We start from the raw sequence: 24671 nt of genomic DNA, 5'->3' as shown, positions 1-24671 counted from the left end.
TATTCTCCCCTTAATCCTCCATAGTGACTACATAAAATGACCAAGCGTAACTGCAATTTAAGTCAGTAATCTGGTGTTCACTATTCAAAGTCTTGGTCCATCAATCTACGGCAAAATGCACGACCGCACTATATAACATTTTGGTACGAATAGGGTCAAATGTTACTTGATGTTGGACTTGCTTCACACGCAGCATTAGCGCTTTATTGATTTCAATTCGTTCTTCAATCGCTCGCGCCAGTTCATGAAAGTCATAAGCCTGCAAGCATTCGACTTTATCTTTAATTATATCCAGTGAAATTTCCATATGTAAGCCATGCCTCCTCCAAATGTCGATCTGCAGGTTAAATGCCTGCCGAGCTTAATTGTAGATGAGCTTATGAAGAGTAGCAAGTGAAAATGCCCTGATCTACATATCAGGGGCACGTTCTGGTCGCAGCCGACCAATAACGGTAAAATGAGGGCATTATGCGAAGATCTACTGTAAACTTAGGCTGAAAATCCAATAAAGACGTGATAGAATCGGAAAAGGGCGAAAAGCCTCATCCCTCGGTTCATGGTTCCAGGTAATAGATGTATCTGGGAAGATCCACTGATTCACTGAGTATTTTACGGGCAACCACTGCCCTGATGTATAGAGGAGTTTTAGAGATGACAAAGGAAAACTTTTGGCGTGAACTACCACGACCATTTTTTATACTGGCACCGATGGAAGATGTGACGGATGTTGTGTTTCGGCATGTCGTAAGTGAAGCGGGCAGACCGGATGTATTTTTTACGGAGTTTGCGAACACAGAGAGTTATTGTCACCCGGAAGGGAACAAAAGTGTGCGCGGGCGTTTGACTTTTACAGCAGATGAACAGCCGATTGTGGCTCACATTTGGGGAGATAAACCGGAATTCTTTCGTGAGATGAGTATCGGTATGGCAAAAGAAGGCTTTAAAGGGATCGATATCAATATGGGGTGCCCTGTAGCGAATGTAGCGGAGAATGGAAAGGGAAGCGGATTGATCTGCCGTCCCGGAATCGCAGCCGATATCATTCAGGCCGCCAAAGCCGGGGGACTGCCTGTCAGTGTAAAAACAAGGCTCGGATTCACCGAAGTAGACGAATGGCGTGACTGGTTAACCCATATTCTGAAACAGGATATTGTTAATCTGTCCATTCATCTGCGGACAAGAGAGGAAATGAGCAAAGTAGACGCACACTGGGAACTGATTCCGGAGATTAAAAAACTTCGGGATGAGATCGCACCGAATACCCTGTTGACCATTAATGGGGATATCCCTGACCGTCAGACTGGCTTAAAGCTCGCTGAGCAATATGGTGTGGATGGCATTATGATTGGGCGCGGTATTTTCCAAAATCCATTTGCTTTTGAGAAGGAACCGAAGGAACACAGCAGTGACGAATTGCTTAATCTGTTACGGCTTCATCTGGATCTCCATGATCAATACTCAGAATTGGAGCCACGTTCGTTCAGCCCGCTTGCCCGCTTCTTCAAAATATATGTCCGTGGATTTCGAGGGGCAAGTGAACTAAGAAACAGCTTAATGAACGCCAAGTCAACAAGTGAAGTGCGTGCTTTGCTCGATGAATTTGGAAGTAAGGATCACGATGAGGCGGGGTAACGTGGAAGTTAGCTTCTCTTTGTTAAGGGAATGTGCGAAATGGGAGAGGGAAGACTGGAAATCCATGTGACTGTTTGAAATATAATTAAAGCTAAACAGCAATTCTTCCAATAATTTTGGGAGAAAGCAGTTTAGCTTTTTTGCATTATTTCTAATTCAATAGATAAAGAATAAGCCCGCGATTTTATTGAAAAAGGCCTAGGGCATTAACGCGTATACTCCGGTTGTTCCATCGCGAGGGGCTGAGGATTAGCAAGCACCCATAACACCGCCAACTCGCATAATCTAGCAGGCGCATCATAATCCGATCCATTGCGAAGTCTACCGGCCCTGCTGCCTCTTGGAGAAGTACCGGAGCTAATGGCGCACCACTGCCAAGGTGCCGAGTCAGAGCATCCAGCATCTTACGATACTCAGCATCCCAGTTTCCACCGCCATTATTCAATACTTCATGAGAGACGCGTCCTGTGATGCGGATCACCTCTCCCTGCACCGTTTGCACCATGGCCCTGAGGCGGGATGAGATATTCCCAAAGCTCTTGGTGCTGTTTGGACCAGGTGGTTGCAGGCAGTTCCAACGTGCATGATTCGATTCGCTACCGGCTCGACATCAAATAGTCGATACAACTGGAGCAGCGCCTCTGAGACTTCGTCAACGCTGTCCTTATTGAACTTTTCCCGGAAGAATTCAAAATCCTTGCCAATTCGCTTCACGGACTCTTTCATAGCCGGGGTGACCGATGCTCCGGCATTCAGCAGAATCGCGGAGATCTCCGCCATGTTGACAATAGCACTATTCCTGCAATTGACTAACCCCTTTGTAAAGGGGGAATTCCCCTGTTTATTCTCTATGTTGATATTAGCACCTTGGGTTACCAATTCCTGTTTCTATATCAATAGGAGAGGCCATTTCTTGGTGCTGTGTTATACTTTAGGTGAATGTCGTTATTGGAATTAGAGAGGTACATGTAGATGTTTAATTTAAGATGTTTGCCGCCATTCGACCGGTAGGCTTATTGAAAATAGGAGGATCTATGTCCTGGAGTAAATTGAAGCAACAGCTGGAGAGTTTTCTCAGTCCTACGTTAGCTGGAAGAGTTGAATATCGCGCAACCGGTTATCGTTATTCACCTGATAAAGCAGGGCTTTGTTATATTTCGGTAGATAAAAAGAACGTACTCAATATGAGTGATAAAACCAGCTCAATCAGATGGTATCAGACGGAGCTGGAAATTAAGAATGATCCCAATATCCAAATTCCGATCAGTGATGATGAATTGGAAGCCGTCAGAAAGGAAACAAAAGGGACTGTTCCAGAGGATCGTCTAAACGTAATTGCAAGAAATAGAAAAGTATCCGTACTCTCAAAGGAGCTTTTGTCAGCACAGGCTGCATTAAGTAAATCCAATTTTGTCGCTACAGCGAATAAGTTCTTATCTACTTCTATAGAAGAAAGCATAGAGAGCGATGATATCTTATTGAATATTCTTGCTTTGATAGACAGACGAGTTGGCAAAAAGCGGATTTTAAACATGGGAGATATGATGAAGTTAAAGCATCCGATTGTGCAATATTTTTATGAACTGCGGCGCAGTGCGTGATGAGAATAAATAATGTTCGTTGAAAGAATCATATTGCACTTGTGGAAGAGAGGGAATTTCATGTCTGAACAAACAAAGTCGGAAAGAGTTCATCAGGTATTTGAAAAGATATCGGATCAATACGACTCGATGAACTCGGTCATCACGTTCAGGAGACATATCGCATGGCGCCATGATGTTATGAAACGGATGAATGTGAAAGTAGGTAGTAAAGCTCTTGATGTGTGCACTGGAACCGGGGATTGGGCGATTGCTTTAGCAAATGCTGTTGGAACGCATGGAGAAGTCATTGGATTAGATTTTAGCCAAAACATGCTCAGAATAGCACAAGATAAGCAAGAGCAACAAGCTTTAAAGCAGCTTACACTTATCCAGGGAAATGCCATGGAGCTTCCTTTTGAAGATGATTCATTTGATTATGTAACCATTGGTTTTGGTTTAAGAAATGTACCCGATTATTCCACCGTACTACGGGAGATGTATCGAGTAACTAAACCATGCGGACAAGTCGTTTGTTTAGAAACATCCCAACCCACATTAATCGGTTATAGACAAGCATCCCTCTTTTATGTTCGCTATATCATGCCCTTGCTTGGAAAGTTTATTGCCAAAAGTTATGATGAATACTCATGGTTACAAGAATGAGCCCGTCATTTTCCCAATAAAAATGCACTGAAACAAATGTTTTTGGAAGCGGGATTTTCCAAAGTAGATGTAAAAAGCTATAGTGGTGGTGTCGCGGCAATGCATAAGGCGATAAAATAGATAATAGAAAGAGGGGCATCGCCCCTAGGCAGAGCATTGCCCAAGGTAAAACAACGGTTTCAGCACCGGCTCAGTCCGTTATCAATCAGAATCAGACTTCGTTAGAGTTGGCGAAGACAGCCTTGGCATATCATGAGGGCTGTCTTCCTAAAGGAATAAGTCGCTGACAAAGCGGCTTTTTTGGTATGGTATTATGACTATGATTGCATAAAATGATCAAGTGACAGAAGGGAAGTACGAATATTACATTGGGGTATAATAATTTTTTGAAATGTTATTTGGGAGGAGATTAGCTGATACTTGAAGATGCAATTGCAAGAGAAAACGAAGAAGAGACAGGACTTAACACTAAAGTTTCTAAGTTATTATACATATGCGATAAACCGGATGCTTCGCCTTCACTAATACACATAACGTTCCTACTCGAAAACGTAGGTGGGGAAATACGCTTCCCATCGAACGAGTTTGATTATAAGTGGTGTGGAGTTGGTTCCGATCCAAAAACTTGCAGCTTATGGATTCTCAGAGAATTTTATGGCGATTGTTCAAAAAGGCTTTCCTAAGTCAGGAAGCTACAAAGGTCTAAAAAGCAACATTGGCTTATAGGGAGGACCGACGAATGAAAAATATTTATGTTGTTCGACATTGTAAAGCAGACGGACAAGCTCCTGACGCTCAATTAAGTGCGATTGGTGCTGAACAAGCGGAAAAACTTGCTGGATTTCTCTCGAACAAAGGTATCGATTATATCATCTCAAGTCCATAGTCTTTCTTCTGTTTTTAGCACGACTTTAATTACCTTTTTGGTCCCGATCTTCATATCCTCCTACCGTTGTATTGTTTGAATTGTAATAATCTGATTAAAAAAATTGTGGAATTAATTTAGAAAATGGAAATAAAATAAGATAATAGTACATTCAAAATCTGTGGCATGTCTCACGGGAGCGCTACAGATAAATAAAAAAACAAGGAGGTTTGAAAATGACTAATAAAAGGTTTCCTTTTAATCCCTTATCACTTTTGGTAGTTTTAGCAGTATTTCTATCCACATTCTGTGTAGCCCTACCGTCAGTAAACGCAGCCGCTAGAGGAGCATGGGGTCCAAATACCACATATGCAGTAAATGACACAGTAACCTATAGTGGAAGCACTTATACCTGTCTTCAGGCACATACTTCTCTCGTAGGTTGGGAACCGTCCAATGTTCCTGCTTTATGGCAGAAAGACGGTAGTGGCGGAACTACGCCACCAACCACACCACCGACAACGAACGGAGTAACATTCTATGCAGATATAAACTATGGAGGAAAAGCAGTGACACTCGGGATAGGCAATTATACACTGTCTCAGTTGAACACAAACGGAATTCCGAATGACTGGATGTCGTCTCTTAAGGTTCCAAGCGGTTGGACGGTTGAAGTATATGAGAATGATAATTTTGGAGGAACAAAGTGGACCTTTACTTCAGATTCTTCCTGGGTTGGCAACACGATCAATGACAAAATGTCATCGGTCAAGATTTATACGGGTTCACCATCTCCTACAGTAACAAAGCCTGCCGAGGTTCCAAGCCATATCTGGACATATGTCATGAATGCGGACAATACCTATGGGAAAGGCGGAGATTTTGCTTTATTGCTAAGTGCTGTTATCAAAAAGGAAAGCAGCTTTGGAGCAGGTTTACCAGGTAGTCCATCGGCTGGCGACGGATTGATGCAGGTAGAACCAAACACACGTAATGCGTATTTATCTCAATTCAGCTCAAAATTTGGCCGTGCGTATAATCATAGCAGTGAACAAGATCAGGTATATCTGGGCGCGTTGATTTTAAATGAAAAAATTACGAAGTTTGGAAATATCTACAACGGATTATTACACTACAACGGTGGAGATAACTGGTATCCGGGAGCTACGGATTCTTATGGCCGTCCTATTCTGGCAGACCAATATGCAAATGCAGTTTACGCTACTTATAAGGGCTATGGCGGTAAGAATTAAGGTGTTACATTGAACAGCCGATGGTAGCCCATATCTGGGGAGATAAGCCGGAATACTTTCGTCAAATGAGTATCGGCATGGCGAAAGAAGGGTTTAAAGTCATCGATATTAATATGGGTGATATTCCCTGAATTTGGAGGCGATGATCATGTTGAGGTAGATGAACACGGAAATTAAATGGACAGTCGATAATATTTTTGGAAAACATGGCCGACTTGGCTGTGTTTTTTCTTTTGGAAACATTCAGTATCAAAAGTAATCTTAGCAGTCATTCTAGTTATAGCTTCTAGCTATAACTAGTTATGGTTTTTAAGTATCTCTTCTAACCCCTTTTTGCATGATATGATAATGGTATACAACGAGGGGGTTTTTACATGACTGATAAGTTCCAGATCGTAGGAAGTTTATTGCGGCCCGATGAGCTGCTGAAATATAAAACGCAAATTGAACATCGTGATGATATCCAATACCCATTCTATGAAAACTTCGAAGGTTATGAGAAGTGTGAGACGGAGGCAATCCAACAGGTTGTGAAGAAGGAAATCGAGCATGACCTGTCGATTATTACAGATGGCGAGTTTTCCAAATCGATGTGGCATCTGGATTTTGTGTGGGGTTTTGGCGGAGTTGAGCGCTATATCGCGGATCACGGCTATTTTTTCAGAGACGTGGATGGAACGTCAAAATATGAAACACGCAAAGATATTGGCCTGCGTATTACGGGCGAACTGAGCGGAAAGAATCATCATTTCATTCAACTGTTCAAACAGTTGCAAGACACGGCTGGTGACCAGCAAACGAAACTTTGCGTTCCGTCGCCATCCCATATTTTTGGTGAACTTTCCTGGTCGGATAATATCGGCGGTACGGGTGCTGTTTATCAGAATATTCAGGAGCTCAAAGCGGGTCTTGTGAAGGCGTATAAGGAATTTGTCGAAGAATTCGCTGCGGTAGGCGGCAAAATTCTGCAATTCGACGATTGCTTATGGGAGCTTTTTGCAGACGACAACCCGAACTCTCCGTTTACAGGGGAGCATATTGACCAAGCGGAAGTACAGGGTCTCGCTACCGAATTTATTGATATTAACAATACAGTAATTGACTTCGGTCATAGCCTGGGCTTGAAAATGTGGACACACAACTGCCGTGGCAACTACGATTCCCGCAACATGGGCGGTGGATCTTACGCGAAAATTGCCAACCTGTTCCTGAAGCAATTGAAGTATGACCGTTTCTTCCTGGAGTGGGATGATGATCGTGCAGGTTCGATTGAGGCGCTGGAAGTGTTCAAGGACAGACCGGAAACGGAGATTGTACTCGGTTTGTTATCGTCCAAAACAAGTACACTTGATGATGAAGCGCGCGTCATCCGTTTACTTGACGAAGCATCCAAAATCATCGATAAGGATCGCCTGTTATTGTCCCATCAATGCGGTTTTGCGTCCTGTGATGGTGGTAACGAACTAAGCGAAGCCGAGCAATGGGCAAAGATCGATCAAGGTCAAAAGATTGCCAAGCAGTACTGGAGCAACTAAATTGTAAATAAAAAGAACGTTTTATAAAGCGGCGGTCTTTTCCTGAATTCAATCCGGGAGAGGTCGCCGCTTTTGTTGTAGAAACGTTCCTTGGTGTGAACCGATCTGGATGGATATTTGGATATGGTCAACTCTATTGTGCACGCTGAGCAAGCCACTCTTTTTTCAGTAATGCATACTGATACGTATTCTCGTATTTTGGCGTGCCGTCTTCATTTTTAACAAATGAAACGAATTCGATGAAACAGCCTTCCTGGCGCATGCCCAGTTTCTCACACAGCTTCTGTGATCTGAAGTTATCGTCCTCGACATAAGCGTACAGTCTTCTTACTTCCTGTTGCGTAAAGAGGTACGCTATGAAGGCGTTCGTGCTCTCACTTGCGTATCCTTTCCCTTCAAATCTGGCATTAAAATTCCATCCGATACCATACGTATCCGAATCTCGTTCTTCTTTCATACCAAATAGCTCCCCGATCAGTTCGTTGCTGTCTTTCAGGCAGACCGCGATATGGGAGTCGTCACTGCTTCTTTTTTCAACCTCCGCAGAAGCTTCTTCCAACGTCGAAATCTGGTGATCCCTAAAGCAGTTTACTCTGGGATTTGCCGTATACTCCAATAATCCTGCTGCGTCGGTTGTGGTAAAATTTCTTAGCTTCAACCGATTGGTTTCGAGCGTTTGCATGAGTAATACCTCCATGTCATTGTTCAAAAATATAGGCAAAACGTAATAATGAATAGCTTTTCTCTGAGTTTGAATTCCGCATTTGAATGCAATATTTCATATTCTTGTAATTTTGAAAGTCTGGCCTTCATTCCATAATGTAAAATGTACAAGTATATGTGAGCTGTGACAAGTAAAAAGCTGTGGAATAACAGGTTGTTTTTCGACTGTGAATTTACTAGAATTTAGTTGGACAAGAATGATTGAAATTGTATCCCCATTAAAGAAGCTGGCATATTCTCTAGCTTGCACTTACGCTTCATTAGCCCGATGAATTCTAATAAATTCGGCAATACTATTTAAACATCTAACAAAGAAACAGCCTATTGAAGGGAGAAATATAGATGACAACGAGCACATTTGGAAGTGAGAGGGAGCTATCGCCGGAACAACGTGAGGGACTGCTCCAAACCTTGAAAGCGCGTTTTGAAAAAAACATGAACCGTCATCCAGATATTGAATGGGCCAGCCTGCAAGCGAAGTTAGAGGCTCAATCAGAAAAACTGTGGTCACTCCATGAAATGGAAAGGACTGGCGGCGAACCGGATGTTGTGCATTATGACAGTAAGGCAGACGAATACACTTTTGTGGATTGTTCAGCGGAAAGTCCCAAGGGCCGCAGAAGTATTTGTTATGACCATGAAGCCTTGGAGTCAAGAAAAGAGCATAAACCACAGAATAGTGCGGTTGGAATGGCAGCGGACATGGGTATTGAGCTTTTAACGGAAGAGCAGTACCGGGAGCTGCAGAAGCTGGGAAACTATGATTTGAAAACGTCGAGCTGGGTGACAACACCCGCTAATATTCGAAAACTAGGCGGAGCCATCTTTTGTGATCGTCGCTATGACACGGTTTTTGTATATCACAATGGAGCAGAATCCTACTATGGTGCAAGAGGATTTCGCGGCTCGTTAAGGGTCTAACTCGTTAAGGGCATAAACCTAAATAATGTCTACCTATGTTTTAAGCTCAAGTGGTTTTGCGACTTGAGTTTTTTGTTTTGGTCATAGATACGTAATGCTAATCATGTGATAGTGCCCTATAGTAAAGTTGTGAAATCGAAGTACAGGTGAGGTATCCTGTTCAGACAAACGGGGTGTATAATTTTGGTAGTCCATAATACATAGATTATTTGAGGGGTGCAACACATGAATAATGAATATAAAGATAGATTGGACAAGGTGATTCAATACATTCGGCAAAATAGTCATCAAAAGCTCAACCTCGATATGTTGGCTGATGTTTCAGGTTTTTCCAAATATCATTTTACAAGAATATTTACATCGTTGGAAGGTGTGTCTCCAATCGCATTTGTAAATCGAGAGCGTTTACAGAAGGCTGTATATCTTTTGGGTGAAAACAAGAGAACCATACTAGAAATATCGAATCACTGCGGCTTTGAATCGGTATCCACCTTCAATGCTCTCTTTAAGAAGCACTTTGGCAAGACCCCAAGTGAAGTCCGAAATAACATCGGAAAACATAGCAATTATCCCTTACATTTTAGCAAGCAGCAAGAAGAGTTATCCTCTTTGGGAGATTACAATAGAAATGGAAGAAATCATCTTCTAGAGAGGGCTTGGAAAAAAATGATAACGATTAAGGAACTGCCAGATTATGAAGTGGCGTATGTCAGACATGTGGGGAGTTATTTGCATACTCATGTGGCATGGGAGAAGTTGGGACGTTGGGCTAGCGAGCAAGGAATTACTCCGAACGATCATTATTTTATTGGGGTGTCTTTGGATGATGGAACTTTCGTCGAAGAATGGGCTTGCCGATACGATGCTTGTGTAACATTGCCCCGTGGATTTGAGAAGCTCCCACATCAGGGGCAAGTCGAATTTAAAACGCTATCTGGTGGAATGTACGCTGTATACCCATTCTACGACACCATTGATCATTTCGTTCTCGCCTATGAAAGCGTATTTGGATTATGGCTGCCGAATAGTGAGTATGATGCCGACGACAGACCAAGCCTTGAGTTCTGCATGAATGATCCGGCGAAGGATGAGCAAGGGAAATGCAAAATCGATTTATGTATTCCGATCAAGAAATCTCTTTAACCACACATCCCATGAAACATGACTATGAAGCTGAGGCGAAGAGCTTGACGTATCATGATGATTTTTCAATAAAAGATAATATGGGGAAGTGACGAAATGAATGTGGAGGCAGTTTATGATCAATTTCCGATCCTAAAGTCAGATGAATTGGTATTGAAAAAGATTGAAGATCAGCATGCTAACGAAGTTTTTGAAATCTATGATAATGACAATGTATTCGAATACTGCGGTATCATACCCAAACATAATAAAGAGACAGTGAAGAAGATGATCGGACATTTCGAGAGAGATTATCATAAGAGATCAAGAGTGAAGTGGGGCATATTCGCGAATAATGGACCCGATCGGTTGCTTGGCATTATTGAGGTCGTCGATTTTAACCTGAAAGTGAATATGGTGACGATCGGTTACTTTTTGGCTGAATCACATTGGGGGAAGGGGATTGCGACCCAATCGGTGGGGATGTTGCTCGAATTTTTGTTCACGAGGGTTAACGTCAATCGAATTCAGGCAGAAGTGATGCCTGCAAATGAACATTCGAAAAAGGTGTTATTAAAAAACAGCTTCATCCATGAGGGAACGCTTAGACAAGCTACCTTATGGTCAGGCAAAGGAATTATTGATATGGAAATGTACGGTATTTTAAGAGAAGACTATGCAGTATCACATCGGGATTCTATGGTGGAGAAGGCGCTCAAGTAGGTGAATTAGCATAAACTCGACTATTCGCACGGTAAAGAAGAGCCATGCGTCAGCATGGCCCATACATATCAGATGAGAAGGCAAACTTCATGTCTTAAACAACATGAGCACTCTGCTTTTTGAAATACTGCTCCACTAGAAACGTAAGCATCGGTCCGGGGTCTGCCTTCTGTAATTGAGACTGATCTCCGAATTCCATGAGATACGGCTGCTCCGTGGTGCAAGGAATCCAATGAGGCATCAGATTTCCGGTGGCATCTGGGCCGTTCGGGTCACCTGTAGCAATAAAATTAGACAAATAGTTGCACATGTGGCGGGCCAGATCGTAATGTTTGCCCACGAAAGGACGCCAGCACTTGGCGAGTGTTTCGAAGAAAAACCACAGATCGACGGAGTGGAAGGTACCCGGCTGGTCCCAGCCAGGAATCTCGGCGTCGAAGTTGTAATAGTAGAGCGGCGTTTCAGAAGGATGACCGCTGTTCGCGCGGATGGCGAGCAGGATGGCATGCTGGATCATGCGGACAGATGCGTGCTGCAGGGCACGCTCTGTTTGGCCGGCATCAGCCTCACATAGCTGCAAAAAGGCAGGAGCCTCCTCGCCAAATAGCTCTGCGGCCATCTGTTTCAATTCTTCCATATTGGCTGCGGCAGGTCGGGTCCAGAATTCCGAAGAAGTATGTCCCAGCATGACGGGGATTGGCTCACGTTCCTGCTGAATAAAGCGGGTAAACGGATCGCCTGCACAGAATTGTTCATCGATGACGGTGCCCCAGAAGCCTTTGTATTCCAGAGCTTTGTCGCGAACATATTCGGCATCCAGTTGTCTGGCCTCTGCCAGAGAGGATACGCCCAGGAAGCGGAAAAATTCAACCCCTTCCTGCTCTGCTTCCCGCAGTGTGGAGCGGACAGAAGGCACGCGGACCTTCGGGTACAGCTCGGTAGCTATACCGCTCATAATGACGGCTCGCTGGAACAAGCCTTTATTTTGCGGAGAGGTCATCTGGCTGAGCACACTGCCTCCGCCTGCCGACTGCCCGCCGATCGTGATCTGGTCAGGATCACCGCCAAAGGCGGCGATGTTGCGTTTGACCCACTGGGTACCTGCTTGCTGATCGAGATGTCCGAAGTTGGCGGGTGCATGGGGAGATTCGGCACTGATCTCGGGGTGACACAGGAAGCCGAAAGCATTCAGTCGATAGTTGATCGTGACGACGACAATGCCTCTGCGAGCAATCCGCTCGCCATCAAATTCCATTTCGGCGGTGTTCCCGACCTGAAGGCCTCCCCCAAAATACCAGACAAAGACAGGCAGTTTCTCATCTGTTCGTTTGGCAGGTGTCCAGACGTTCAGATACAGACAATCCTCGTCCATAGGCAGATCCGGATCAACGGCCCATTCGCGGGTATAGATGTTGTTATCGTCTATAACCGTTTTGGCTTGCATGGAGGTAGGGGCAAAATCAAAAGCTTTCAGAATTCCATTCCAATTGGACTGCGGCTGCGGAGCGCGCCAGCGATTCCCACCTACAGGAGGTGCGGCAAAAGGGATTCCCTTGAAGCTGGTAATACGCGGGTCCGCCGCGGGCAGCCCTTGCACTTGTCCGTGTTCTACCGTTACCATTCTAAGCAACACAACATTCTCCTCTCTGGATAAAGCGTATATCAATCATGCCGATCAAAGATGTATGGATGCGCTTACAAATGTGTGGGCGAGATGCCCTCTATTTTCATAATAAGCAACTTTCAGGGAGCTTTCCAGTATTCAAACAAAATATAAGAATGCATGGATTATATATAAAAATTGATATATGCGTTAGGGGGAATCAAGGTTGAATCCGATTTGGCATGAGAGCAGCAGAGCCAGTCATTTATATTTTATCAGCGGCGGTCACAAGCCAGCCAACCTTCACCAATGGGGGCCAGGAGTACGTGACGTTTATGCGCTGCACTATATTATTCGCGGCCAAGGGACGCTTGAGACGGGCGGCCGCGTGTTTCAGCTTGATGCGGGGGAAAGCTTTATCATATTTCCGCAGAAGGAGATCTACTATTACCCTGACCCGCATGATCCGTGGGAGTATGTTTGGGTAGAGTTCAGCGGCGAGGATGCAGGGCGTTTGCTGGAGCTGACAGAGCTCTCAGAGGTAGAACCTGTGGTGACGGTCACGCGGGAGACGCTGCAGCCCTTTTTTCATCTGGCGTGGAACGCGGGCGCATCACCCTATGAAATGCTTCGGGCGGATGCCCGTTTACGTCTCCTTCTTTCCTATTACATGGAGTATTATCCAAAGGAGCCGCAGATGGATACCAAGGATTATGTCTGGCTGGCGAGAAAATACATCGAGCAGAACTACTGGAAGCCAACCTTGACCGTCACGGAGATCGTAAAGGCAGTCAATCTGGAGCGCAGCTATTTGTTTCGCCGGTTTAAGGGAGCTACCGGCAAATCTGTGTTGGAGTATATTACATCTTGCCGAATTCGGCGAGCCTGCGAACTACTAAAGATGTCGGGCTTGCCCATTCAATCGGTGGCCTACTCCGTGGGTTACAATGACCCGTTATACTTTTCCAAAGTATTCAAGAAAGCAACATCACATACGCCATCAGCGTACATGATGCTGCATGCGGAACCAACAGAGCTTCAGCGGAACAGGGCGCAGTTGCCGGATTCCCGGAAATAACGAATCAGCTTCTCAATGGGCTCTCGCCCGCAATTCAGCTTCATGCCGAGGCAGTCGATGCACGAAAATTGCTGGGCAGAGCGCGATACCAGCTTCAGGTAGATGGCCACATCGTCCGCCGCAAGCGGAACCTGACAGGACTGGCACAGGCGATTGCTGACCATCTACTTCACCAGCTTGGCCCGGACAATGAGGCAATCATGTGCTGCGACAACTGGGGCGAAGCGTTCACGGAACTCGCCCAGCTCCTTATGTTCCCAGCAGTCGTACAGCGACAGGGCGTAACCGGCAGCGTAAGGCAGGCCCATGTCCCAAAATTGCAGGGAAAGTTCTCGCTGGCTATCGCTCAGGTTGAAGAAACCGATGGCCAGATCGCCGTCTGTCAGCACTTTCACCAGCATAAATACATCGTCTGTGTGAAACCACTGCGGTTCTGGCTTAATACGGTAAGCTCCGCGTGCCTCCACATCCTGATTGATGGCAATCAGGTCGGGATTCAGCAGAATATCCTTTGTAATTTGGTTGGCTTTGCGCACGTCGCATCCGATCATCAACGGTGACCCCATCATGGACCAGAGCGAGAAGTGGGTTTTATACTCAATGTCGTTGCATCCGCCGATGCTGCCAATATAATCATTGTTGCTCCCACCGTACATACCCACAATCAGCATGTCCATGTCGTTATGGCAGAAAGAGCCGGTGTAGCTTTGTTTGCCTAACTGCGACAGGGCAAGTTCTTTCACTGATTCCCAGTTATCACGGATGTCACCGGTAGAGCGGTACATATGAGCACCCGATTCCCGAATCCAGTCGTATACGTCGTCGGCTCCCCAGTTGCAGGCGGAGAACAGGATGTCCCGTCCGCAGTTTTTGAGTGCGAGGCTCATCCGTTTGTACAGCAGCTCGCCCGAGATATGGCGTGGCTTGAAGCAATAATCATACTTCAAATAATCAACGCCCCACTCGGCAAAAAGCGCAGCGTCCTGGAATTCATGCTCAAAGCTGCCTGGATACCCGGCACAAGTATGCGTACCAACGCATGAATACATGCCGAACTTCAGTCCTTTGCCATGAATATAGTCGGCGAGCGCTCTCATTCCACTCGGGAATTTCTCGGGATCTGCTGCGAGATTGCCACTTGCGTCCCGTTCTTTCAGGCTCCAGCAATCATCAATGACAATATACTCGTAGCCAGCAGCCAGATAACCTTCCGATACGAACACATCAGCGACATCCCGAATTAACTGTTCGTTAATATCCCACGTAAAGGTATTCCACGAATTCCAGCCCAGGGCGGGGGCAAAGCCCAACACTTGGTTGTTGCTCATCTTATCGCATCCTTCCTCATCTCGGGTTCGTTAGTAGAACTAAACTGAACTTAAACGATGAGCGACGTTCCCAGCCATAGCTAGACGTTGCTTGGACATGGACAAATGATGCTCAACTGGTGGAAGCAGCCTTCCCGATTAGACAAGTGGCAGGTATTTAGAATGTTGTCGGAATAAGTATAAGAAAGGAGAAATGTCCGCCTGCGAAGAAGTTATATTCTTTCAGGTGTCTTGTGCGAATTCTTTCTGAGCTATCCATTTGTTGGCCCAGGATGTGTGCGGTCGTCCGTCCTCTAACAGAATGAGGGATAAGGAGTGAGCAGATGATTTATTTAAGCAATTTCAAACTGTCTTCGGAAATTTCCAGCAATCCCAATATATATCCTGATCATGTATTCAAGCATATGTCAGGGGAAGCCCTTTTTTTTGATCGAGTTACGGTGCTCTATGGCAGCAACGGTTCTGGCAAATCCACCTTGCTGAACGTGATCGCCAACAAGTTGGGAATCAAGGGTTCTGAACGAATGACAACTTATGGACATAGCGCCTATGTACAGCGTTTTCTGGATATGAGCAGTTATGAGTTTGGGCATGACGAACAAGAGCGTGTCATCCGGCAACTGCCGGAAGGGAGCCGATACATCAAGTCAGAGGACATTTTGTATGAAATTAAGAAAATTCAGCAAGCAAATGTGCTCCGCGAAGGACTGTTGTATGAACAGATTCAGCAAGGAATGAGCAAAGCCGAGACAGAAGAGTTAGAGCATTCCTATGCTTTTAAGAAAAAACTGGATAACATTCAGTTTTCTCAGGAAAAATACTCTAATGGGGAAACTTCCATGCAGTTTTTCGAAGAGTACCTGCTTCCGGGCCAATTATATTTATTGGATGAACCAGAAACGTCGCTTTCTCCTGCTAACCAAATCAGGCTGGCAGAGCAAATCAATGATTTGGCGCGTTATTTTGATAGTCAATTTATTATTTCGACGCACTCGCCCTTTGTTTTGGGGACGCTTCATGCTAAAATTTACAATCTCGACGGAACGATTTTGCAAACGGCAGAATGGTTCGAACTGGACAATGTGCGATTTTTCCACCAGTTTTTCGACAAACATAAGCGTCTGTTTGATTAGGCATAAAAATTTAATAGGGTTAAGGGGTGTTGGGAATTGAATCTGGATGAAGTAATGCAAGAGCTGGAGGCACTGGGCAAAGAACGAACCAAGAAAATATATATGGCCAATGGCGCACAAGAACCGCTTTTTGGGGTGGCAACCGGAGCGATGAAACCCATGGCGAAGAAAATTAAAAAGGATCAACCTTTGGCTGAGCAGCTTTACGCTACAGGGAACTATGATGCCATGTACTTTGCTGGCGTGATTGCCGATCCCCAAGCGATGACGGAAGCTGATTTTGACCGTTGGATCGACGCCGCTTATTTTTACATGATCTCTGACTTCATCGTTTCCGTCACGTTGGCGGAGACCGACATTGCCCAAGCGGTTTCGGACAAGTGGATTGCAAGCGGGGATGAACTGAAAATGTCGGCAGGCTGGAGCTGTTATTGCTGGTTGCTTGGTAGCCGTCCAGATCATGAATTTGAGGAAAGTAAACTGAACGATATGCTTGGACAGGTACAACAGACGATCCATGAATCACCTGAACGCACCAAGTATTCCATGAACAACTTCCTATACACCGTTGGCGTATCCTATCTTCCATTGCATGAGCAGGCGGTGGAGATTGCCAAGGCTGTGGGGCCTGTTGAAGTCAACAAAGACAAGCCGAAGAGCAAGTTTCTACAAGCTTCCGATAACATTCAAAAGGCAGTCGAAAAAGGACGTACGGGGTTCAAGCGCAAATATGTAAGATGCTAAGCTGAATAATTGTCGGATAAAACGATTGGTACAAAAGATTACAGAAAACACGCCATTATGGACGTGTTTTTTGTGTTTTCTAACCTTTCATAACCATTTCTTTGGCTTGCTGCCTGCCCACGGATAGAAAGCTGTCGCTTAGTTCAGGATCATTAACAGAACGTGCAAGAACAAGCGAGCCAACCATGGTGCTGAACAGTGCACGACCTTTGGACACATCCATATCTGCCAGATTGGAGATAAAAGCGACCATCCGCTCCAGTTCATGAGTGAATACCTGCCGAACCTCTTCGGAGGAGCGGGATATTTCACCGGAAAGGGCAGGGAAAATGCAGCTCATTTCCGTTTTGTCGCGGTGATAGGGACTGAGATAATAATCGATGACTGTATTAATTTTGGGATTCTGCTCTTCCTGATCAGCGACTTTCTGAAGGAGTGCGATGGTATCGCTGATGGCATATTCGCAGGCTTCGGCGACCAGTTGTTCTTTGTTGTCAAAGTGTGAGTAAAACCCTCCATGAGTCAATCCGGCTCCCTTCATAATGAACGGGACACTGACATCCTGGATACCATTGGTGCGAAAAGCCCGAGCAGCACTCTCAACAATTTTACCTCGTACTTTTATTTTATGGCCTTTGGGATAGGGCATTGTCATTCACTCCATAGCTTCATCATTCTATAGAAATTGAACTAAAGAAGTAATTCTGTCCTCTCCGTTCTTGTGTAAATGTGAAGTTCAATTTCTATACTTTTAAAATATTATAGTCATCATAATAAAGCCTGTCAATTTGGCGACTGGATAGCTGTGGGTTGATGAAAGGGCAAGTGAAGTTGTTGACGCCCTTAAAATATGATGGTTATAATATATTACGGTCATCATATTTTAAATCGACTTCAAATCAGGAGGTATCAGGATATGGGTAAGCTTCAATTGGTAGATACGTTAGTTATTGGATCAGGTCCGGGAGGGTATGTGGCGGCGCTGCGTTCTTCCCAACTGGGGATGAATACGGCAATTGTCGAACGTAAACAGCTTGGCGGGGTCTGCACGCATGTGGGTTGCATACCATCCAAAGCATTAATTGCGGAATCACATCGCCATGATTTGTTCAGACAGTTCAATCAAGCTGAAGCGGCAGCGACTTTTAGGAATGCTCAGGAGTTCAAGCAGGGGGTTGTGAATAAACAGGCAGGTGGCGTCCACTATTTGTTAAAGACTGCGGGTGTGACCATTCTCGAAGGAGAGGCCCGTCTGGTGGATGAGTACACAGTGATGATCCAGCAAGCTGGACAGGAGCAAAGCCTTTCTTTTAAAAACCTCATACTTGCAACGGGGTCTCGTCCGATTGAGCTGCCAGCATTTCCAGTTGGAGGTCGTATCTTGTCTTCCACAGAAGCACTGTCTCTGCAGGAGGTTCCGAGTAGTCTGGTTGTGATCGGCGGAGGGTATATTGGTGTGGAGCTTGGACAGATGTATGCCAAATTCGGAACAAAGGTAACGATTCTGGAGGGAGGAGCTCAAGTATTGCCCGGATTCGAGGCGGAACTTGCGGCCCCTGTAGTCAAACAATTGAAGGCGGACGGCATCCACCTCGTAACCGGAGCGATTGCTGAAAAGGCGGAGCAGAATGCCGACTCCATTACACTGCATTATTCGAGGAATCAGGAACAGCACAAGGTTACGGCTGAATACATATTGGTCACGATCGGCAGAAAACCCAATACAGACGGCCAGTTAGGACTGGAACGCATAGGTTTGCCCGTAACGAACAGGGGACTGGTGGAAACGGATGAACAGTGCAGAACAGTTATCCCGCATATTTATGCCATTGGAGATATAACAGCCGGTCCGGCGCTCGCTCACAAGGCATCTTACGAAGCGAAAGTAGCAGCAGAGGCCATTGCAGGCCATACCTCCAAAGTGGATTACAAGGTGATTCCGCTTGTTGTCTTTTCTGATCCAGAGCTATCCAGTGTTGGAGTGAGTGAGACGGAAGCCAAAGCACAGGCCATCCCGATGGTTATTGGAAAATCTTCTTTCGGGATCAATGGAAGAGCATTGGCTTTAAGGGAAACCGAAGGATTTGTGAAAATTGTGGCTGACCCGACCTCAGGAATCGTCATTGGTGCGCAAATCGTTGGCGTGGAGGCATCGACACTGATATCGGAGCTCGCACTTGCGATCGAAATGGGTGCAACCGTGGAGGATCTGGCCATGACCATTCACCCTCATCCCACTTTGGGAGAAGTGATCATGGAAGCTGCCGAGAACGCAGTCAACAAAATGATGAAAAGTAAAAACAGGCAGCAGATTTAACCATATACGAGGATGGGGAATGGGAGAGATAAAAGAATGAAGATAAAAGCAGGTTTGTATATTGGAATTGCGATGGTGTTCATTGTTGGAGGTTCACTTCTGGCTGTTAAAGGGAATGATGCTGTAAGTCAGGCCGAGAGCAGGAAACAAGGCATGCTTGAGGCAGAGCAAACGACAGTGATGTATCAAAATAGTCCTGGGGCGATTGTAGAGGCGGGTGCGTCGGCAGGTGACTCCGTGAAAGAGGGAGAAGTGTTATTCAAAGTGAAATCAGCTGGGGAAGGAGATGTCGATGTACTCGCACCGTATGATGGTTTGGTCGACCGAGTTGCTGTAAAGCAGGGAGATCAGGTACAAGCAGGAGTACCGCTGGCTGTTCTGCAAAAGAATAATTACTATACGGATCTTTATATACAGGAAAGTGAAGTTCAAAAGCTTGAAGTGAATCAAAGCATTGATGTTCATTTTCCGTATTTGGATCAGCCAACACAGGTCAGTGGGGTAGTTACGTCCATCTCATCTGCCCCGCAATTCGCGAGCTTGCGCATGTCTCGGGAAAAAGGGCAAGCCGATTTAAGTATGTACCTGGTCCGAATATCGATGGATTTGAATGCAGATTTGCTTCCCGGGATGACAGCAGAGGTGAAACTTGATGAACTCACTGATTGACGAGTGGAAGTACGTATCGGGAAGTAAGTATGTTCGATTGATTTTTATCGGCCCGCTTATTGCAGCCCTGTTCTTTGGTTTAATGTTCTCACACAATCAAATTAGCAAATCGCCAGTTGTGGTCATTGATGAGGATCATAGTGAATATTCACGGCAGCTGATCTCCAAAATAAATGCCTCGCAATATATGAGTGTCAAAAGTGTATATGCGAACCGAATGAGTCCGGAAACATTACTTGCCAACGAGCAGGCTGTAGCGGTCATTATGCTTCCTAATCAATTGGGATTACGTCAACAGCAGGGAAAATCGACGAATATCGGCATCTTGATGGATAACACAATGCCCTCGGGGCTAACCGGAATCCGGACCGCGATTCAGGAGATCATCCAGACGGAAAATATGACCCTTTCCATGACACGTCTGATCCAGAAAGGGATGGATGCCGAAACAGCTAAAGGAATTGTATCGCCGTTGTCCCTTCAGCAACGGATGCTGTTTAATCCAACCTCCAGTTATGTTGGTTTTATGGTGCTTGGATTTGTGAATATCGTTGTATTGATGATTACAACAAGTGCAGCGGGCTCAATTGCACCTCGGCTGCGTCAGGAAGGAAAACTGTTTACAAACGGAAATTCACCTTTCCAGCTATGGATTCGGTGTGTGCCTTACGCTGTGCTGAGTTCTCTTTCGCTGCTTTTATCCTATGGATTGTTAAAGCAGGTGGGGGGAATGCGGTTTGAAGCGGAGTCTTATCTTTTTATCATCCCACTGGTTATTTATGCCTTCGCCTTGTCACTTCTGGGGATGTTGATTGGGTACACGGCCAGAGATTCGTCCAAAGTCAGTCTGCGAACCAGCTTTGTATTGTATCCGTCCTTTCTGGCTACGGGGATTCAACTAACGCCGCTGGCATTTCCTGAACCGTTCCAAATATTCGCATGGGCATTACCGATGAACTGGCTTAACCGCCTGATTCGTGGAATGGCTTTTCGGGATGGGGCGTTAACCGCCTACAGTCAGGAGTTGGGGGCATTGCTGATTATTATTGGCGTAGTGTCCTTGTTCATGGGGTTACTGTTTCTGCGTGAGACGAGGAAAGCTTCTCCCAGCCGTGAACTACTGTTGAATGCAGATGTGGTGCCAGGCGGCTTATAATTAAAAGATAAGCATTAAATAACGAGAGCAGACGCACGGGAATCATTCCTGATGCGTCTTTCTGTTTAGATGACATACTGAAGAAGCGAAGCTACAAGCTTTCTGTAAGAAAGCTACTTCGAAAGCGTACACTTCGCCTAAAAGCTTTCTAAAAGAAAGCTACATCGGAAGCATAAGCTATCTCCAGATTTTACCATTAAAAAAAGAAGTCAAAAAAATCTGGGGATAACAGCAATCGGAAGGTTGTTCTGTCATCGGAGTACCAGTGAAAATATTCTTTAGTTGAACTTATATAGCGAAGGTTTTTTATATCGTTTATACTTGTAAGGCCAATTTACTTGAGGAGTTGTCTAACGAATCATGAATAAAAAAGAAGTCGCGCATATACGCAAACAGTTTAAGATGGATCATGATCTACTGAATATTTACGATATACTCAACGTGTATATTACGAAGGAAACGAACGAGATTTATCATTGGGAGCGTCATCCGTTTGAACTGGTGGATAGAGAGAAGCAGGAACTGTATATGGGCAATTTCAAAAAATTGCTAACGGGCGAGCTGGATCAGAAATTGTTTGAGCTGAGGTTCCAGGAGCAAGCGGAGGAGCCGGCTCAGGTGATGCTTCACCAAGCATTGGTAACAGGGGATCCGGAGGAGTGGCAGGACCTGATGCTCCTGTTGGTGGAAAGAATGCTGGCAGATGCCAAGTATGAACGGGATATGGTGGTCACGTTTGTTCGTGGACAGTATTACTTGCCTACCAAGGCTCGAAACGATGAAGCGGAAGAAAGCGAGAAAAACGAAGTGTTTGCACATCCATTCATTCTGTGCAGCGTGAACTCTACGGAGAAGCAGCGGAAAACACTTTTGTTTGATTACGTGGAGAGAGAATTTAAGTACAATGTCATTGTAGATCCGGTTGTTAAATTAAGCACGCCAGAGCAAGGGTTTCTGTACCCCAGCGTGACGGACAACTACTCCGATGTGAATCGTGTTCTATATTGCACAGGGAAATCCAATTTCCCGGATCCGCATTTTGTTGAAAATGTATTGAATGGAGAAAGGTCTGTGACAGCACTGGAAGAACGGGCGATCTTCGAAGATATCGTGAAGGAAGTGGCCGGTGAACAGCTCGACTCAGCCACAATTGCACATGTGTACGAGGAGATCAACCGGGTCATCGAAATTAACGAAGAGTCACATGAAGAAGAACCTCCGAAGCTGGATTATAAAGATCTGGAACGTGTACTGACTGCAAGCGGTGTAGAGGACCTGACGTCTGAGAAGGTGGAACGTGCCTTTGAAACCATCGTCGACAACAAGAATTATGAAATGAAAGCGACCAGTGTCATGCCGAAGTTTACGTCCAAGTCCATTAAGATTGAAACCAAAGTGGCTACAATTTCGGTTAGCCCACAAGACTTGAGATATGTGAAACAAGTGAATTTTCAAGGCAGACGGTGTATCATGATTGAAGTGGACGAAGATGTCGTCATTGAAGGGTTCACGCTTACGACTGAGGTATTGTAGAATTGCCTCACGGTTTTGTTTTTTGAGATAAATAGATGGAAATTAATATGGGCTGTTCTTAAAATCTTTTATCAAGATTTTGGATAGCCCATATTGTAGTTGTAACTCATTTTTCTCTTTTTGGCTTGAGAGATTTGGTATAGTACATCTTAAGTCTGTATGATAAAGGTGGGAACGCTATATTATGGAACTGAAAAAAATAAATGAATCTATTTATTATTCCGAAAGTGTCAGAGAAACAGATAGACCTGTTCTAGGGTATGTTTTAGGTAGAAACTTCTCCATTATGATTGATTGTGGCAACTCAAAATCGCATTTCGATGCATTTATCAAGTGTCTGGATGAGCAAGATCTGCCACGTCCCAAATATGCTTTGATCACCCACTGGCATTGGGATCATACTTTTGGCATGCATGCGTTTGATGGAGAAACCATAGTCTCATCGGCAACGAACGAAATACTCCAGAGACTAAAAGGATGGGAATGGGATGAAGAATCTGTCTTAAGACGCCTGGAGACAAAAGAAGAAATAGATTTTGCCTATAACTGTATGAAAAAAGAATATGATACGTTTGATGATATTATGATTAGCACGGGTTCGATCATGTTCGAGGATTCTTTGACGCTAGATTTGGGGGATACCACTTGCCAGATACTAAAGGTAGGCGGACCTCATGAAGAAGATTCTTGTGTTGTATATTTAAAAGAAACCGGAATTTTATTTGCAGGTGATGCACATAGTGGAAATTACTATCATGGGGAAGGCAAGATTGATCCTATTAAAATGAGAGCATATGTTGAGTTTTTGAAGGACCTTTCATTTACTACGTATGTTCCAGGACATGATGCACCAATGAGCAAGGATCAAATCATTCAAGTGTTAAGTCGTTTTTGTAATGTGTAGTACAGTGAGTGGTACATTTAGCATGGCAATTAAACTAAACATTTAAGTTCAAAGAAGACGCGCGAGACTTGCTCCCGAAGCGTCTTTAATTTGTCTATAAACTCTATCGCAGATATCCCTTCCCTACATCCACCCCGTAAACTCCAAAATGGAGGCTTTCGCAGATTGCGCTTCGGACTGTGCGCCTTTACGCCATTGTTTGGGTGACTCGCCCATAAGTCTGGAGAAACATCGGTTGAAGCTGGAAATGGACTGAAAACCAACTTGCTCGGAGATTGAAAGAATGGAAGCGTCCGTGCTTTTTAATTGCTTGCAGGCTTCTTCAATCCGGGTGCTGTTTAGGAAATCCAGAGGTGCGGTTCCCATGATGTCATGGAATTTTCTTCGGAAATGGGTGGTGCTTAGGTGGCACAGATCAGCGAGAAAATCGATGGTAATGGGCGACATATAGTTTTTGGTGATATACTCCAGAACCGGAGAAATAACAAGATCGCCTTTTAGATTATGCTGCGATTCTTGATCGGCCAAGGGTTCATTCCGGGAATGGATTCGCAGGAGTTCGATATAAAGGGATAGCAATAAGCCATAGGCACTTTCCTGATAGTAAGGACCTTTTTGCTTCAATTCCTCTACGACCGATGTCGCAAGTGTATAAACCTTCGGATGATCCTCCCTGTTTAATATGCAGTTCATTCCCTGAATTGCCCACCAATTGGGCTCAAAGTTACTGTAGGTACTACTTTTAAACGAATGCTGAAAGAGATCCTCTGGTGAGAAAAAGAGATAAGACCATAAGCTGGCTTCATTGGGTGAACTATACGTTGTATGAGGAAGATATCTGGGGATAAAGGTCACATCACCGGCTTTAAAAGGTACTGATTCACCTTTGATCTCCATCATGCCGCTATCTGAATGGCAAATGCCAATCTCCAAATGGTTGTGGAAATGGAGATGTTCACTTTTGATATCGGAGATTTTCCAACGTTCACCGCTTAACAGCAGAATAGGAAAGTGGATCGGCAAGCTGTAGTGACGGTATTCAATAATGGGTTGCTTTTTTCTGGGCACATTCGATAACTCCCATTCATAAATGATTGAAATTGCTCAGTTTTGTTGCGAATATGCTTAGATTGAAACTATTTTACTGCGTACAATGGAATAAGTAAAGCGTTTTCAAACGAAGGAC

25 protein-coding genes and 3 pseudogenes are annotated in these 24671 nt (G+C 44.8%); 19 read left to right on the top strand and 9 right to left on the bottom strand.

What is annotated here, in order from left to right:
• Window positions 1-100 precede the first annotated feature (100 nt).
• Complete coding sequence (locus ACFTRD_RS30490; protein ID WP_062836253.1) at window positions 101-307, bottom strand: DUF2536 family protein; 207 nt, start codon at window positions 305-307, stop codon at window positions 101-103.
• Between the two features lie 344 nt (window positions 308-651).
• On the opposite strand from ACFTRD_RS30490, the gene ACFTRD_RS30485 reads away from it, so the two are divergent.
• Window positions 652-1632, top strand: a complete 981-nt coding sequence (locus tag ACFTRD_RS30485) for a tRNA dihydrouridine synthase (RefSeq protein ID WP_379386555.1) — start codon at window positions 652-654, stop codon at window positions 1630-1632.
• Window positions 1633-1816: 184 nt separating this feature from the next.
• Here ACFTRD_RS30485 and ACFTRD_RS30480 read toward each other — a convergent pair whose 3' ends face one another.
• On the bottom strand, window positions 1817-2113 hold the full coding sequence (locus tag ACFTRD_RS30480; RefSeq protein ID WP_379386553.1) for a hypothetical protein: 297 nt from the start codon (window positions 2111-2113) through the stop codon (window positions 1817-1819).
• Window positions 2110-2412 (bottom strand): hypothetical protein, encoded by a 303-nt coding sequence (locus ACFTRD_RS30475; RefSeq protein ID WP_379386548.1) that lies wholly within the window; start codon window positions 2410-2412, stop codon window positions 2110-2112. The genes ACFTRD_RS30480 and ACFTRD_RS30475 overlap by 4 nt, the downstream gene beginning before the upstream one ends.
• 254 nt (window positions 2413-2666) lie before the next feature.
• Here ACFTRD_RS30475 and ACFTRD_RS30470 point away from each other — a divergent pair, with 254 nt between their 5' ends.
• From ACFTRD_RS30470 to ACFTRD_RS30440, 7 genes and pseudogenes are all read left to right on the top strand, one after another.
• Window positions 2667-3233, top strand: a complete 567-nt coding sequence (locus ACFTRD_RS30470) for an SF0329 family protein (RefSeq protein WP_192263297.1) — start codon at window positions 2667-2669, stop codon at window positions 3231-3233.
• A 60-nt stretch (window positions 3234-3293) separates the two neighbouring features.
• Window positions 3294-3998 (top strand): annotated as a pseudogene (locus tag ACFTRD_RS30465) (demethylmenaquinone methyltransferase).
• Window positions 3999-4297: 299 nt separating this feature from the next.
• Window positions 4298-4604, top strand: a pseudogene (locus tag ACFTRD_RS30460) (NUDIX hydrolase); the annotation flags it as partial.
• A 13-nt stretch (window positions 4605-4617) separates the two neighbouring features.
• On the top strand, window positions 4618-4764 hold the full coding sequence (locus tag ACFTRD_RS30455) for a histidine phosphatase family protein (RefSeq protein WP_379386545.1): 147 nt from the start codon (window positions 4618-4620) through the stop codon (window positions 4762-4764).
• 215 nt (window positions 4765-4979) lie between these two features.
• Window positions 4980-5996 (top strand): carbohydrate-binding protein, encoded by a 1017-nt coding sequence (locus ACFTRD_RS30450; protein ID WP_379386543.1) that lies wholly within the window; start codon window positions 4980-4982, stop codon window positions 5994-5996.
• Between the two features lie 11 nt (window positions 5997-6007).
• Window positions 6008-6115: pseudogene (locus tag ACFTRD_RS30445) on the top strand (tRNA-dihydrouridine synthase); the annotation flags it as partial.
• A 255-nt stretch (window positions 6116-6370) separates the two neighbouring features.
• Window positions 6371-7531 carry a cobalamin-independent methionine synthase II family protein gene (locus ACFTRD_RS30440; protein WP_379386540.1) on the top strand — a complete coding sequence of 387 codons (1161 nt, stop codon included), beginning with the start codon at window positions 6371-6373 and terminating at the stop codon, window positions 7529-7531.
• A 133-nt stretch (window positions 7532-7664) separates the two neighbouring features.
• Here the strand turns inward: ACFTRD_RS30440 and ACFTRD_RS30435 are convergent, their stop codons facing one another.
• Window positions 7665-8213 carry a GNAT family N-acetyltransferase gene (locus tag ACFTRD_RS30435; RefSeq protein ID WP_379386538.1) on the bottom strand — a complete coding sequence of 183 codons (549 nt, stop codon included), beginning with the start codon at window positions 8211-8213 and terminating at the stop codon, window positions 7665-7667.
• A gap of 383 nt (window positions 8214-8596) precedes the next feature.
• Between ACFTRD_RS30435 and ACFTRD_RS30430 the strand changes: the two genes are divergently transcribed.
• The 3 genes from ACFTRD_RS30430 to ACFTRD_RS30420 all read left to right on the top strand — a co-directional run bounded on the left by ACFTRD_RS30430 (window position 8597) and on the right by ACFTRD_RS30420 (window position 11020).
• Window positions 8597-9175, top strand: a complete 579-nt coding sequence (locus ACFTRD_RS30430; protein ID WP_379386536.1) for a DUF4256 domain-containing protein — start codon at window positions 8597-8599, stop codon at window positions 9173-9175.
• Between the two features lie 225 nt (window positions 9176-9400).
• Window positions 9401-10318 (top strand): AraC family transcriptional regulator, encoded by a 918-nt coding sequence (locus tag ACFTRD_RS30425; protein WP_379386534.1) that lies wholly within the window; start codon window positions 9401-9403, stop codon window positions 10316-10318.
• A 96-nt stretch (window positions 10319-10414) separates the two neighbouring features.
• Window positions 10415-11020 carry a GNAT family N-acetyltransferase gene (locus ACFTRD_RS30420; protein ID WP_379386532.1) on the top strand — a complete coding sequence of 202 codons (606 nt, stop codon included), beginning with the start codon at window positions 10415-10417 and terminating at the stop codon, window positions 11018-11020.
• Between the two features lie 94 nt (window positions 11021-11114).
• Here the strand turns inward: ACFTRD_RS30420 and ACFTRD_RS30415 are convergent, their stop codons facing one another.
• Window positions 11115-12641 (bottom strand): carboxylesterase/lipase family protein, encoded by a 1527-nt coding sequence (locus ACFTRD_RS30415; RefSeq protein WP_379386664.1) that lies wholly within the window; start codon window positions 12639-12641, stop codon window positions 11115-11117.
• A gap of 208 nt (window positions 12642-12849) precedes the next feature.
• Here ACFTRD_RS30415 and ACFTRD_RS30410 point away from each other — a divergent pair, with 208 nt between their 5' ends.
• Complete coding sequence (locus tag ACFTRD_RS30410; protein WP_379386530.1) at window positions 12850-13701, top strand: AraC family transcriptional regulator; 852 nt, start codon at window positions 12850-12852, stop codon at window positions 13699-13701.
• Here the strand turns inward: ACFTRD_RS30410 and ACFTRD_RS30405 are convergent.
• Both ACFTRD_RS30405 and ACFTRD_RS30400 read right to left on the bottom strand, forming a co-directional pair.
• Window positions 13662-13865, bottom strand: coding sequence for a hypothetical protein (locus ACFTRD_RS30405; protein WP_192263316.1), 204 nt, complete (start codon window positions 13863-13865; stop codon window positions 13662-13664). The two genes, ACFTRD_RS30410 and ACFTRD_RS30405, sit on opposite strands and share 40 nt — an antisense overlap.
• On the bottom strand, window positions 13866-15029 hold the full coding sequence (locus tag ACFTRD_RS30400) for a glycoside hydrolase family 27 protein (RefSeq protein WP_379386527.1): 1164 nt from the start codon (window positions 15027-15029) through the stop codon (window positions 13866-13868).
• A gap of 323 nt (window positions 15030-15352) precedes the next feature.
• On the opposite strand from ACFTRD_RS30400, the gene ACFTRD_RS30395 reads away from it, so the two are divergent.
• Both ACFTRD_RS30395 and ACFTRD_RS30390 read left to right on the top strand, forming a co-directional pair.
• Complete coding sequence (locus ACFTRD_RS30395; RefSeq protein ID WP_379386525.1) at window positions 15353-16162, top strand: AAA family ATPase; 810 nt, start codon at window positions 15353-15355, stop codon at window positions 16160-16162.
• Between the two features lie 36 nt (window positions 16163-16198).
• Complete coding sequence (locus ACFTRD_RS30390; RefSeq protein ID WP_379386523.1) at window positions 16199-16906, top strand: DNA alkylation repair protein; 708 nt, start codon at window positions 16199-16201, stop codon at window positions 16904-16906.
• Between the two features lie 79 nt (window positions 16907-16985).
• On the opposite strand, the gene ACFTRD_RS30385 is transcribed toward ACFTRD_RS30390, so the two are convergent.
• Entirely contained in the window at window positions 16986-17555 is a 570-nt protein-coding gene (locus tag ACFTRD_RS30385) for a TetR/AcrR family transcriptional regulator (RefSeq protein ID WP_379386521.1), read from the bottom strand.
• A 267-nt stretch (window positions 17556-17822) separates the two neighbouring features.
• Between ACFTRD_RS30385 and lpdA the strand changes: the two genes are divergently transcribed.
• The 5 genes from lpdA (at window position 17823) to ACFTRD_RS30360 (ending at window position 23485) form a co-directional block, all read left to right on the top strand.
• The gene (gene lpdA / locus ACFTRD_RS30380) at window positions 17823-19223 is read left to right on the top strand and encodes a dihydrolipoyl dehydrogenase (protein ID WP_379386519.1); all 1401 of its coding nucleotides are present in this window, start codon (window positions 17823-17825) and stop codon (window positions 19221-19223) included.
• Window positions 19224-19259: 36 nt separating this feature from the next.
• Window positions 19260-19892: a biotin/lipoyl-containing protein gene (locus ACFTRD_RS30375; protein WP_379386517.1), complete on the top strand. Its 633-nt coding sequence runs from the start codon at window positions 19260-19262 to the stop codon at window positions 19890-19892.
• Window positions 19876-21048 (top strand): ABC transporter permease, encoded by a 1173-nt coding sequence (locus tag ACFTRD_RS30370; protein ID WP_379386515.1) that lies wholly within the window; start codon window positions 19876-19878, stop codon window positions 21046-21048. The genes ACFTRD_RS30375 and ACFTRD_RS30370 overlap by 17 nt, the downstream gene beginning before the upstream one ends.
• A 360-nt stretch (window positions 21049-21408) precedes the next feature.
• A complete protein-coding gene (locus tag ACFTRD_RS30365; protein WP_315794510.1) occupies window positions 21409-22581 on the top strand; it encodes a DUF4317 domain-containing protein in 1173 nt (390 codons plus the stop codon).
• Window positions 22582-22765: 184 nt separating this feature from the next.
• Window positions 22766-23485: an MBL fold metallo-hydrolase gene (locus tag ACFTRD_RS30360; RefSeq protein WP_379386512.1), complete on the top strand. Its 720-nt coding sequence runs from the start codon at window positions 22766-22768 to the stop codon at window positions 23483-23485.
• Between the two features lie 123 nt (window positions 23486-23608).
• Here the strand turns inward: ACFTRD_RS30360 and ACFTRD_RS30355 are convergent, their stop codons facing one another.
• A complete protein-coding gene (locus ACFTRD_RS30355) occupies window positions 23609-24553 on the bottom strand; it encodes a helix-turn-helix domain-containing protein (RefSeq protein WP_379386510.1) in 945 nt (314 codons plus the stop codon).
• Between the last annotated feature and the right edge of the window lie 118 nt (window positions 24554-24671).

Source organism: Paenibacillus sp. NPDC056933, from assembly GCF_042674385.1.
Classification (GTDB): Bacteria; Bacillota; Bacilli; order Paenibacillales; family Paenibacillaceae; genus Paenibacillus.
This window is presented reverse-complemented; position numbering and strand designations above follow the sequence as displayed.